Source organism: Zobellia barbeyronii, from assembly GCF_018603515.1.
Taxonomy (GTDB): Bacteria; Bacteroidota; Bacteroidia; order Flavobacteriales; family Flavobacteriaceae; genus Zobellia; species Zobellia barbeyronii.
The window spans coordinates 721,813-734,757 of the sequence record NZ_JACATN010000002.1; the positions used below are offsets into that span (position 1 = coordinate 721,813).

Below are 12,945 nucleotides of genomic sequence, written 5' to 3' on the forward strand. Positions count from 1 at the left end.
CTACAGCAAAATGAAAAAGAGGCTGAAACAATAATCGCTAAGAATGATACTCCAGAATACTTTCTCCTACGTCCAGAAGTAGAAAAAGCCTATGGTTACTCACATGCCGTAAAAATAGGGAACGACATAAAAATATCCGGTACTGTAAGTATGGATGACGAAGGTAATGCAACAGCTGTAGGTAATTTTGAACAACAAATGAAAAACTGTTACGCAGATTTGGAGAAAATATTAAAATATTATGGCTGCACCTTTGATGATGTTATTGTAGAAAATGTCTTTACCACCAACATGCCTAAGTTCTTGGAATTTGCAGCTTATAGAAATGAAATTTATACCACTCAATTTCCAACCGGGTCCTGGCTTGGAGTAAAAGAATTGGAATTGCCAGAGTTCATGATTGAAATAGAATTAGAAGTATATAACGTAAACTGAAAAATACAAAGAACTGGCAGAAACAGGTACACATACCTTTTATTGATCAAACTTATTCGTTAGTTGAAATAGTAAAGGCACATGAATATGTAGATCAGGGACATAAAAAAGGAAACGTTATTATCACTATATAAGGTGCTCGTAAACCCATTTTTTTTGAGTACTCGCACCTTTTATTTACTTTTTAATACTGCGTACTTAAGTAGAAATTAATTTGCAAATGCACCCATATCCCACGATCCATTATTTGGTCTAGAAACTTGATTGAAATCAACTCTAATATCAAGACCGTATAAGGATTCGAAATGAGCATAGACATCAAAAGTTAAGTCACTTGGCTGCAATGCAGCATCTATAGCTGCACTAGATGCTTGCAAAGAGAAATCTTCTACACTAGTATCAACAAATAAAGGATTTGCGCTTATACACCCTTCACCTTTACTAAAAGCTGTTTGAAAGCTTGCCAAATCATGAGTAACTCCATTACTCCATGTAATTTTAGCTTCAGCATCAAAATGATTATTTCTAAGTGTAGATTGTGATCCTGTCAAATAACTATCTTCAAGCATTATATCAAAATCTTTTGTGTTAGAAATCATATTATTTTCGATAAACATAGTTGAATTATAATAGCCATTTGCAACTCCAATATCACTATTCACGATAGTATTATTAATGATATATCTTGGGGTAGCGCCATTATTAATTTCTATTCCCAACCCACTTGTAGCACCATTATGCGCGGTACCGTTTATAGTTACATCTTTTATAAGGTTACCGATTATAAAGACACTTTTACCATTAGTACCTGCACCGCCATTATCACTACCTCCACGAATGCCCGTGTATACATTAGAGATTTCATTAAAAAGAATCCAAACACGATCTGGTGCATATTGAAACCCAATTCCTTTTGAAGGAGACCACGGCGTATCTATAATATCATGCACCACATTTTCACTGATAATAATATCTAGAGCATATTTTATTCCAATACCTGCTTGAGCAATATCAAAAATATGATTTCGGGAAATATAAATATGATGTGTTGTTGTTTGGTTGGCCAATGAACCAGCTTCTACTTGAAGTCCGGCAGATGAGTTACTAAATTCATTATCTAATACCCACATATTACTGGTATATGATTGTATAGAGCAACCACGTGCATCAATATCTACATCAGAATCTAGAGGACCTATTCTATGTGCTTTATTATTGTAGATGATAATATCTTTTGCTGGCCCTTCTTCTAAACCAACAGTATTTATTAAGACACCACCAGCAACATCAACTTCGCCCTTCATCTCACTATTTCGAATCAAAATATGATCTACCTGACTACCAGGTTGATATGAACCCAATTGTATGCGACCACCAGAGTGAAAATAAAATCCGTCTAGATATACATAACTGCCTGATAGCAACATTTTTTTATCTGTTATTTCGGCTTTGTTTTCTGAATCACTTACCACCCAAACAGGTCCGCTTTCGCCAGCTACCCAAGTATCTCCTGTGCCTTCTCCTCTTAGTTTAATATCGTTTTGTATGTAATTATAATTACCAGCAACAACAACATAAGACCCTGCAGGAACAGGATTTGGAATTGTTTTACGAGGAGAACTTGGCGTTCCGTAGGTATTATCAGTATCTGATCCAACAGCATACTCAACAAAATAATAACCTGCTAGTTCTGTTTCCCAAGAGCTAGGTCTCTCTGGACTTTCAATATCAGGAGAAATCCATGCATCCGGAACTCCTATTGGAGCAACATATGCGCCTAGTGTTTCAGAAGAAGTTAAGTTACCATCCTCGGTATCAGCATTATCATCCGTACTACAACTGGTAACCGTACTAAATATCAGACTTAGCAGCGCTATGGTAAACACAAATTTTTTCATATTTCTATTTTTTACCTAACGAGCATTTTTTTTATTTATTGGTTGTTTTTCATTAACATCGTCAAACTACACTAAGTTTACATTAGCTAGCCACAAAACTCCGCGCCTCTGTAAAACAACAGAGCTCCCGAAATAAAGACTACTACAGGTCAGTATAATTTACAAGGTTTAGATTTCAAGTAAAAAACCGCTACCTTTAAAATTGTACGGTTGTCATTAGCGGAATAGTCCTTGTAGAAATTCTAAAACCAAGCTATATTTTCACCTTTACCACTAACCCAAAATCAAGAACTATAATTGAGAAAAAGACTTTCAATCAGCATATTTTTAATTATAATTATTGGTTTTTTGATTCCTCAAGATTTAAGAATGCCGGTTAAAGGAGCAACTAAATCTGACTATAATTCCAAATCATTTTGGTTTTTTCCTTGGGGCAAGTCAGTTACTCACAAAGGCGTAGATATTTTTGCTAAAAAAGGAACTGAGATTAATTCTTCCACATCGGGTGTGGTATTATATTCCGGTGAGATAAGTATGGGTGGAAAATTTGTTCTCATACTGGGGCCAAAATGGAGATTACATTATTATGCACATCTAAATAAATTGAAAACAACTTCTTTATCTCTTGCAAATACAAACACCACAATTGGAACCGTTGGGACAAGTGGTAACGCTGCCGGAAAATCACCACATCTACACTATTCAATTTTAACAATTATTCCTTACGTTTGGAAAATAGATACAGACAGACAAGGTTGGAAAAAAATGTTTTATTTAAATCCGATTGAATTCTTTAAAGCTGACAATTAAAAGTTAATACCAGCCTAGTGTAAATAAAAACATAGCAGTAAACCTAAATCCACAAATTGAAAAAACTTATACCAACCCTTGGTGCTTTTATGATGTTATTTTCATGCAATAACCAAAACCAAAAAATACAGAAAAAGGAGCCAGAAAACAGTAAAGACAAGACCTTAATGGCCATATTTGCCCACCCAGATGATGAGATTGTAATTTCTCCTATCTTCTCTAAATATGCAAAAGAAGGTGCTACTATTCATTTAGTAATTGTTACTGATGGCTCCAAAGGAGTTACACCACATGCCAATATCCCTGCTGGAGATTCACTTGCTAGTGTTCGCGCTCAGGAAGCCTTTTGTGTAACAAAAACCTTGGATATCAACCCTCCTATTTTTTTGAATTATACTGATGGTGATCTAGCTTTGAATGAAAACCTATTTTCTTTAGATGATAAAATTGATAGCTTATTCATAAAACACCATCCTGAAGTTGTAATTACCTTTGGGCCTGGCGGAGAATATGGTCATTCTGACCATCGTATGGTTAGCAATATCGTTACAGAAGTTTTTCAGAGGGAAGCATCTGAAACCCAACAACTACTCTATTATGGCTTTCCTAAAGAATCTAAAGACAAGGAATTAAAACTGAATACGAACTTGGTTACATGGTTCAATGAGAATTTAAAAACTACTCAAAAGAGATTTCTCACTTACAGAATATCCTTTAGCAAGGAAGATTTAAAATTGGGACATGAAGCATCTAGTTGTCATAAATCTCAATACACAGCAGAAGCCATAGATGATTTATTTTCTATGATGGGACAAACAGACAGCTTAATCTACTTGAGGCCCTGGAATGGTTCTGAAACGGTTAAGAATCGCATTTTTGATTAGAACATAGAATTCAACAAAAATGTAGAACTCCAATACATATTCCTCTGCCGCACTATACTAACTATTAAATGAGTAAATTTCACAAGAAATAAAAGAGAAGTATTTGAAACCAAACACTAATAAAATGAATAAAAAGATTAGCACATCAGTAGCAACGATATTAACGATTGGTTTTTTTCTTGCACTTAATAGCTGCGGAAATGCCTCTAAAAAAACGAATACAGCAACAACGTCTGACACAGATGAAAAAGAAGTTGTAAAAACTGTTTACGCAAGTGACGTTATTCCGTTTTTTGATGATTGGAAATTGATTTTAGGTGATGGTTCAAATGCGGGTATTGCAAATAACTTTGAAAACAAAGATTTCTTTTATACTGAAAATGATGGTAATAGTGATTGGATTGTGTTTAAGGCTCCCAATGGTGGCGACACCCATGGAACTTCAAATAATACAAGAACTGAATTAGCACAAATAAAAAAATGGTATCCAAAAACCGCTAACGATAAATTAACCGCTACCCTTAAAGTAATGAATGTATCTGCTACTGGTGATGCCCGCGTAGCGGCTTCACACGCTGTGGTGGTCGGACAGATTCATAGTGCAGATAAATTTGAGAACGAACCGCTTAAAATCTTTTACAAAAAATTTCCTGGTCATACTAAGGGTTCTGTTTTTTGGCATTATGAAATCAATACAGCAGGCGATGACAATTCTAAAAGATGGGATTATTCCTCAGCAGTTTGGGGTAATGACTTTTCTGTTGTTGGTACTGAGGCAAATACCCCTCCAGAAGAACCTAAGGATGGTATTGCTTTAGGAGAAGAATTTAGTTATGAAATAGAAGTTAAGGACGGTATAATGAACTTAACATTTACAAGTAAAGATCACGAAACTAAAACCTTTACAAAAAACTTAATCGAATCCGAATATGCTACAAAAGCGGACATACCTAAGCAAACACAAAAATTATTTGTGCCAATTGGTCAAGATGGCGTAGAACGTAAAGAAGCATATGCTGGCGAAGGTTGTTTCTTTAAACTTGGTGCCTATAACCAAACAAATGGAAAATCTCCCGAAGTGAACATGAACTGGTGTTCTGGTGCTGAAACGCATAACGGTGATATCCAAAAGCAATATGCAGACGGAAACTATGCGGAGGTTTGGTTTAAAACAGGAAGTATATCTGTAAGTGAAGATGCAGTATCTAATGAAGGTTATTTTACCAAAAATGATTAGAACTAGAAAATGAAGGACTTAAAAATAAAGAACCTATATTTTTATCCTATAAAATCTTGCCAACCAATAGAAGTAAGTAGTGTAGATATTCAAAAAATTGGATTCAAATATGATCGGGCCTTTGCTGTAATTAATTCACAAAATAAGATTTTAACAGCCAGAGAAAATCCAAAACTCCTAAATATATCTTCAACAATTGATGATGGAAATTTGCTTCTTTCAACACCTGAAAAACCTTCTGTTTCTATAGATTTAAACAAGGTTTTGACCAGTAAAATTGATATCCAAATATTCAGTGATACCGCGAACGCTAAAGTTGTTGGTAGTGAAACGGATGATTGGTTATCTGATACGCTGAATGAAAAAAGCCGCCTAGTTGCTATACATTCAGAACAACTTAGACGAGTGAAATCAAAGTATAATGGCAAGGAAAATGATTTCATTTCATTTAGCGATATTTCGCCTATTCATTTAATTTCCGAAGAGTCCCTGAACGACTTAAATTCTAAATTAGAGAGTCCGGTTACTATTCAAAACTTCAGACCAAATATTGTAGTGTCAGGATGCGCTGCTTATGAAGAGGATAATTGGAGTAGCATTACCATTGGTGATTGCGAATTTGAAGTAACACTTAAAACACCCAGGTGTAAATTTACCACAATTGACCCAATCACAATACAAGTTCATAGCAAGCAAGAACCGTTAAGAACATTATCTACATACCGGAAAGAAAGCAACAGTATCAACTTCGGGATATATTTAACGCCTAAAAAAATAGGCGCTATTAGTACAACTGACGAAATAATAGCTGCTAGATAAAATTTCTTGTTCTATTCGTAAATTTTATCCGTAATCCGTACTCCATTTAGGTTTTATGAATCCACTTTTCTGTTGTCGTTAATTGCAGTATTTCATCGATTTGATTATTACGAGATATGTAGGAAAAGTTACATTCGCTCCTAAAATAAACATCTATGTCTACTATTTTTAGGCCGCTTGCTTTCCTCCTGTTTTTTACATTATGTTTCTCAAATTTTGTACTAGCCCAACCTAATAAAGGGCAATTTATTAAGGCATCGGTTGGCTATGGTCTAACCATTCCCCTTGAGGATTACAATATAGGTGGTACTGGATTTTATACTCAAGGAGAATACGTCATTGGCATACGCAAATGGTTTGGTGTTAGGCCTTATGCTGGGGTCATTTTTACTTCTCCCAATGAAACCGTTACGGACGCTAGTCTTGCACAGTATAGAGTTACAACGAAGGCTTTTATGTTTGGTGGTAAGATTCGTATAGTTGCACCCATACCGTATGTAGCTCCATATTTTGAGCTTGGGCTTGGTTCGTCAATTGGTTCTTTTGAAACCTATACCCCAACGAAGCATATAAAAGCTAATGGCATACAATTCCATGTACCTTTTAGTTTAGGTTTGGCTATAGGTAAAAATCACGACTTTGAACTTGAATTAACCTATTACAGTTACCCTTCTCTAGAACAGGTTTCCGGAGCCATGGCACTGGGGTTTTCTTTTCCTCTAAATTGATAAAATCCTTTTTAAATAGAATTGATTACAACCAAATTGAAATTTAAAAGGTTTCCATTTTCTATTAAATTCTACATAAATAATAAGCTTCAAAAATTTTATACCTTTATCTTGAACTTTGTTCAAAATACTTAAAATTTTAAGATGAAGAAAATACTAGTATCAATACTTCTGGCAACAACATCAGTTGCTTTTTGTCAAGAATTTACAGAACAAGATACCTTAAGGGGAAGTATTACACCAGAACGCGAATGGTGGGACCTCAACTATTACCATTTGGATGTAGCAGTAGACCCAGACAAAAAATTCATTTCCGGAAGCAATACCATCCGCTATAAAGTGTTGAAAAAGAATCAAGTGATGCAGGTTGACCTTCAACCGCCTTTGACCATAGAAAAAGTAACTCAAGACGGTAAAAAACTGGAAGTAGTAAATAATGGAAATGCCCATTTTGTTCAGCTGAAGAAAAAACAAAAAAAAGGTGATTTTAACGAAATCAAAGTATACTACTCAGGTCATCCAAAAGAAGCGATTCGTGCTCCGTGGGATGGTGGGTTTTCTTGGAAAAAAGACCCTAATGGCAATGACTTTGTAGCAACTTCTAACCAAGGGCTGGGCGCTAGTGTTTGGTGGCCTAATAAAGACCATATGTATGACGAAGTAGATAGTATGCTCATTAGCGTAAAATCTCCAAGGGGACTTATGGATGTCTCCAACGGTAGGTTAAGAAAAGTAGACGAGGATACAAATACCTACCATTGGTTTGTTGCTAACCCTATTAACAACTACGGCGTTAACATTAATATTGGCGACTATGTTCATTTTGGCGAAAAGTACGATGGCGAAAAAGGTACTTTAGACATGGATTACTATGTGCTTAGAGATAATCTGGAAAAAGCCAAAGAACACTTTAAAGATGCTCCAAAAATGATGGAAGCTTTTGAGCATTGGTTTGGTCCCTACCCTTTTTACGAAGACAGTTTTAAGTTGGTAGAAGTACCTTATTTAGGCATGGAACACCAAAGTTCCGTTACCTACGGAAATCAATATATGAAAGGCTATTTGGGTAGAGACCTATCCGGAACTGGTTTAGGTCTAAAATTCGATTTTATTATCATTCACGAATCTGGCCACGAGTGGTTCGCAAACAACATTACCTATAAAGATATTGCGGACATGTGGATTCACGAAAGCTTTACGGCTTACTCGGAAAACCTGTTTCTAGATTTCCATTTGGGCAAAGAGGCTTCGGCAGACTACGTAATTGGTACGCGTACAAACATTCAAAATGACAAGCCTATTATTGGTCCGTACGGTGTAAATACCGAAGGCTCAAAAGATATGTATTACAAGGGCGCCAATATGCTCCATACCATAAGACAATTGGTAAACGATGACGAAAAATGGCGACAAGCGCTACGTGGACTAAATAGTGAGTTTTACCACCAAACGGTAACCACAAAACAGATTGAAGAATATATTTCAAAAAAATCAGAAATAGACCTTTCAAAAGTATTTGATCAATATTTGCGAACTACAAAAATTCCGCTTTTTGAATATAAGATAGATGGTAACCAAGTAAAGTATCGGTATACAAATATTGTAGATGGTTTTGCCATGCCGCTTAATATACTAGTTGATGGTAAGCCACAAATCCTCTCCCCTACGGCAGATTGGAAAAGTCAAGAGTTAGACGGTGACCTTTCTACTTTAGAGGTAGATCGTAATTATTATGTAGACCACAAGCAGGTAAAATAATTAAGTATACTCCATAAAAAAGCGGCCCACATTTTCATGTGGGCCGCTTTTTTATTTTAAAGAAGAGTTTTACTCTGTTTTATCTGCTCCTTTTTCTTTAAGAACAACAGTCTTCATTCCAGTAAGCGGAATGGTACCTTCTTGCCCTTTATCCGTATAGCTTGCGGTAATTACCATCACCTTATCATCTTTAGTAGGTTTAGGTACAATACTACCAGAAGCAGGAAGTGATTTTAGCTTCTCTCCGGTATCGGCCAATGACATAATATACTCAACAACCTGTCTGGTTTCATCCTGCGTAATATTAGGATGAGCAGGCATTACTACCTCTCCCCAAACACCGCCACCACCGGCAACAATCTTCTTCTGCAAGTACGATTTTGCTTTCTTATCGTTTTTGTATTTATCGGCTACAGCCTTATAATTCGGCCCTATAGATGGGCTTGCCTCTTTGTGACAAGTTTTACAATCCATGCCCTGGGTTAGTGCTTTACCCATAACGGCAGCAGAAACCTGTTGATGACCTAAAGACATGTTCTGTTCGTCAAAGCTTTCTAAATAATCTACAGACACAAAAATGTTCTTTGAATCAATAACGTCACCATCGGCATCAGTAGCTTTTACTTCATACTTTACAGGAACTCCTTTTTCAAAAATAGCGGTTCCATCATTTAAAGTAATAGCTACTTCAGGTCTTGAGTTTCCCGCAACTACAGAAATCACATCACTCATTGCAACATCACCTTGAGCATCTTTTACTTCAACAGAAATTCTATACTCTCCTGCAGTAGCAAACGTGTGGCTAATTTGTGGTTCAGTGGTTTCTTTAGTCTCTCCATCACCCAAATTCCAAACATAAGAAATGGCATCATCCTCACGGTCTCTCGCATCTACTTTTGCGTTAACCGTAAGCGGTAATTTACCAGAAGTGTGATCAACAATCATACCATCTATAACCGGTGGACGATTGCCTCCATTATATTCGATATAACTTAAAGCTGAATTCTCATTTTGTGTAAACCAACCACTACCATACTCCAGTAAATACACCCTTCCGTTCGGGCCCATTTCCATATCAATTAAACTATTCACTTTAATATCCGAAGCAAAAGGTTCCATTTTATTGAATGTACCGTCATCAAAGAAGGTTACGGCTTTCATCCATCCACGCATCCAATCGTAAATAATGGTCTTACCATCAAAATAATCTGGTAATCCACCTCCGTTAGGATATAAATCTGAATAATACGTTGGTCCTGCCATAGCATTCCTACCACCAGAACCTACTTCCGGAAATTCTTTTGAATCCACATAAGGATAATAAACATAAGCCCCTTTTGCAGGTGGAAGTTCGCGAAGTCCTGTATTGTTCTTAGAATCGTTGATTGGCTTTTGCGGGTCAAAAGTAATACCGCTTTCACCAGTCTCATAATCGTAATCTACATACGGTTTGTTATCCGCAATGAATAATGGCCAACCAAAGTTACCGGCTTCCGTAGCACGGTTCATTTCATCGTAACCTCTTGGTCCACGTGTATCCAACTTATCTTCGCGAGCATCAGGTCCTACTTCTCCCCAATACAACGCACTGTTCTTTTGATCAACTGAAATACGGTACGGGTTTCTATGTCCCATGGTGTAAATCTCTGGACGCGTTTTTTCTGTTCCTTCAGCAAACAAATTACCTGCAGGAATATCATAACTACCGTCTTCGTTTATTTTTAATCGGATAATTTTTCCTCTTAAATCATTGGTGTTTCCAGAAGCTCTACGTACATCATACTGCTCATGACCCGGAATATCATTTAACGGTGCAAAACCATTGCTAACATACTTTACTCCTTTTTCGTTGAAAGGAGTAGAATTATCACCAGTAGAAAGGTATAACAACTTGTCTGGTCCAAAAGCAATAGAACCACCGGTATGACAACAAATCTCTCTTTGTGAATCCACATCTAAAATGACCTGCTCAGAAGCCAAATCAAAAACCCCGTCCTTATATTGGAAACGAGATAAACGGTTTACCCACTTATCACCTGTAGGAGAATAATAAAGATATATCCAGTTGTTAGTCGCAAAATCAGGGTCTTTCTGAAGTCCCATTAAGCCTTCCTCTGCATTAACCCCTTTTGTGTTCAAAGTTTTATAGTAGACATCTAAAGAAGCTATTTCTTTTAGCTCTTGCGTAGCATCATTATACAATGCAATCTGACCACGACGTTGTGCAATAAGCACATCATTATTAGGTAATACCGCCATTTCTGTAGGTTCAAAAAACTCACCTATGCTCAACTGCTTTTTTGAAAAACGGTCAACATCTGGTGGTATTTGTGTTGTAACCTTAGAGTAATCTAAAACCTCATTCTTACCAATGGCATAATTAATACCACCTAGTAAATGTTTTAAGAAAAGGTCTTCTGAAAACGTTTCGTCTGTATGGCCAGCTCCTGTATAGAAAGCTCTACCGCCATCAAACTCATGATACCAAGCAAATGGGTGGTAATCTCCATTTGTACCGCCTTCATAAGTAGACTCATCTACCGTCATCACTACATGAACATCTGGGTTCAGCTTGTTGTAATTGTAAATTTCGTCACTTCTATGCCAAACAGAATCCGTGAAAAATTCTGTTGCGCCAAAGTTTTTATCGGTAACAATAAAATCGGCTTCGGGTGTACCTTTTGGGTGGCTTCTAAATTGAGCTCCTACCAATTTTGTGTACCAACCCCAATCATACTCTGTATCTGCCGCGGCATGTATACCTACATAACCTCCACCAGCTTGAATGTAACGTTCAAAAGCTGCCTCTTGTTTAGCATCTAAAACGTTTAATGTGGTACTCAAAAAGATAACCGCAGAATATTGCTTTAGATTTTCCTCATTAAAAAGTTCGGAGTCTTTTGTGGCATCTACTTCAAAGCCCTGTTCGCCACCTAGTTTTTGAATGGCAGCAATACCAGCTGGAATAGATTTGTGTTCCCAACCAACGGTTTTGGAAAAAACCAATACTTTAGGTTTACCTTCTCTTTTGTGATTACCATCGCCACAACTGGCAACAATCAGTCCTAATACTAGGACTAGTATGGATACTGTTTTTTTCATAAATGAATTGCTTGACTTATTTGGTTTAGTTTGAAAACAAGTTTTAAATGTAATGATTCGCTATCTAATCGCCCAAAATGAAGTGTTAGAAATACAGTTTTGGGAAAATATTAATACACTTTGACCGTCAATTTATCATAACTTGAAAACTCAGAAGACTTTTAAATACAAATTACCAATGACCGACGAGAATAAATATTGGACGGAACGTTATAAAGAAAACAAAACAGGTTGGGATATTGGCTACCCTTCTACCCCCATAAAAGAATATATAGACCAACTTACGGATAAGAATATTTCTATCTTAATACCAGGAGCTGGTAATGCCTATGAGGCAGAATATTTATGGAAAAAAGGTTTTAAAAATGTTCATGTCATGGATATTTCGGAAATCCCGCTTCAACACTTTCAAAAGAGAATTCCAAATTTTCCTAAAGAGCAATTATTACAAACAAACTTCTTTGAACACGACAACCAATATGACCTTATTCTTGAGCAAACCTTTTTCTGCTCATTTGTACCAACTAATAAAAACAGGAATGCATATGCCCAACAAATGGCAAACCTCCTAAAGCCCGGTGGTAAGCTTGTGGGTCTTTGGTTTGATATTCCACTAACGGGTGATATGGTAAAACGCCCTTTTGGAGGTACGAAGGAATTATATCTCAATTATCTAAACCCACATTTTAGTACAACTACCTTTACAAGCTCCTATAACTCTATTCCACCACGCAAGGACAGTGAACTTTTTGGTATTTTTCTTAAAAAGTAAAAGACAAACCAAGTTCTCATCTGCTATGAATTTGCAGTAAGATGTTCAATGGCAAAAGATTCTCTTTTTTGACCGCAATATATTTCTTCAAAAGAAAAAAGAAAGTATTTTTGCGATGTGAAGCAATGCGTAATACTTTTCGTAGCATTTATAATGATGGTCAAACCTCTTTGGCCAGTGGCCGAGTATGTGGCCAACTATGACTATATCAAAAATGTATTGTGCGAGAATAAAGATAAACCAATGCTTAACTGTGACGGTAAATGTTACCTAGCCAAGCAACTTGCCAAAGAATCAGAAGAGAATAGTAAGAACCCTTTTGGAGAAAAGAGTTCTAAAACAGAAATGCAAACTACAGTCTACTTTCAATCAATGTTCAAAATTAATCTTGATTTTATTTTAGATTACGAGAAAACTGAAATTTCCAAAATGGATTCTAATTTAAAATCCACACTTCTTACTTCAGATATTACCGAGCCACCCGAATTGGCTTAATACCCTT

General features: G+C 36.4%; 12 protein-coding genes. 10 read left to right on the forward strand and 2 right to left on the reverse strand.

The genetic code is table 11. The features are described from left to right. Window positions 1-30 precede the first annotated feature (30 nt). Both HW347_RS07575 and HW347_RS07580 read left to right on the forward strand, forming a co-directional pair. A complete protein-coding gene (locus HW347_RS07575) occupies window positions 31-435 on the forward strand; it encodes a RidA family protein (RefSeq protein ID WP_317195310.1) in 405 nt (134 codons plus the stop codon). Between the two features lie 68 nt (window positions 436-503). Beyond that, window positions 504-569 carry a hypothetical protein gene (locus tag HW347_RS07580; protein WP_394370274.1) on the forward strand — a complete coding sequence of 22 codons (66 nt, stop codon included), beginning with the start codon at window positions 504-506 and terminating at the stop codon, window positions 567-569. Window positions 570-644: 75 nt separating this feature from the next. On the opposite strand, the gene HW347_RS07585 is transcribed toward HW347_RS07580, so the two are convergent. Then, window positions 645-2,333: a right-handed parallel beta-helix repeat-containing protein gene (locus tag HW347_RS07585; protein WP_214611281.1), complete on the reverse strand. Its 1,689-nt coding sequence runs from the start codon at window positions 2,331-2,333 to the stop codon at window positions 645-647. Between the two features lie 297 nt (window positions 2,334-2,630). Here HW347_RS07585 and HW347_RS07590 point away from each other — a divergent pair, with 297 nt between their 5' ends. The 6 genes from HW347_RS07590 to HW347_RS07615 all read left to right on the forward strand — a co-directional run bounded on the left by HW347_RS07590 (window position 2,631) and on the right by HW347_RS07615 (window position 8,569). Further along, entirely contained in the window at window positions 2,631-3,143 is a 513-nt protein-coding gene (locus tag HW347_RS07590) for a M23 family metallopeptidase (protein WP_214611282.1), read from the forward strand. Window positions 3,144-3,199: 56 nt separating this feature from the next. Next, window positions 3,200-4,027 (forward strand): PIG-L deacetylase family protein, encoded by an 828-nt coding sequence (locus tag HW347_RS07595; RefSeq protein ID WP_214611283.1) that lies wholly within the window; start codon window positions 3,200-3,202, stop codon window positions 4,025-4,027. A 124-nt stretch (window positions 4,028-4,151) separates the two neighbouring features. Next, window positions 4,152-5,264: a polysaccharide lyase family 7 protein gene (locus HW347_RS07600; RefSeq protein ID WP_214611284.1), complete on the forward strand. Its 1,113-nt coding sequence runs from the start codon at window positions 4,152-4,154 to the stop codon at window positions 5,262-5,264. A gap of 9 nt (window positions 5,265-5,273) precedes the next feature. Further along, window positions 5,274-6,083, forward strand: coding sequence for an MOSC domain-containing protein (locus HW347_RS07605; RefSeq protein WP_214611285.1), 810 nt, complete (start codon window positions 5,274-5,276; stop codon window positions 6,081-6,083). 155 nt (window positions 6,084-6,238) lie between these two features. After that, window positions 6,239-6,811 (forward strand): hypothetical protein, encoded by a 573-nt coding sequence (locus HW347_RS07610; RefSeq protein WP_214611286.1) that lies wholly within the window; start codon window positions 6,239-6,241, stop codon window positions 6,809-6,811. Between the two features lie 144 nt (window positions 6,812-6,955). After that, window positions 6,956-8,569: a M1 family metallopeptidase gene (locus tag HW347_RS07615; protein ID WP_214611287.1), complete on the forward strand. Its 1,614-nt coding sequence runs from the start codon at window positions 6,956-6,958 to the stop codon at window positions 8,567-8,569. A 69-nt stretch (window positions 8,570-8,638) separates the two neighbouring features. Here HW347_RS07615 and HW347_RS07620 read toward each other — a convergent pair whose 3' ends face one another. Then, complete coding sequence (locus HW347_RS07620) at window positions 8,639-11,671, reverse strand: ThuA domain-containing protein (protein WP_214611288.1); 3,033 nt, start codon at window positions 11,669-11,671, stop codon at window positions 8,639-8,641. Window positions 11,672-11,849: 178 nt separating this feature from the next. Here HW347_RS07620 and HW347_RS07625 point away from each other — a divergent pair, with 178 nt between their 5' ends. Both HW347_RS07625 and HW347_RS07630 read left to right on the forward strand, forming a co-directional pair. Beyond that, the gene (locus tag HW347_RS07625; RefSeq protein ID WP_214611289.1) at window positions 11,850-12,443 is read left to right on the forward strand and encodes a methyltransferase domain-containing protein; all 594 of its coding nucleotides are present in this window, start codon (window positions 11,850-11,852) and stop codon (window positions 12,441-12,443) included. Window positions 12,444-12,596: 153 nt separating this feature from the next. Next, window positions 12,597-12,938, forward strand: coding sequence for a hypothetical protein (locus HW347_RS07630; protein ID WP_214611290.1), 342 nt, complete (start codon window positions 12,597-12,599; stop codon window positions 12,936-12,938). The last annotated feature ends 7 nt before the right edge of the window (window positions 12,939-12,945 follow it).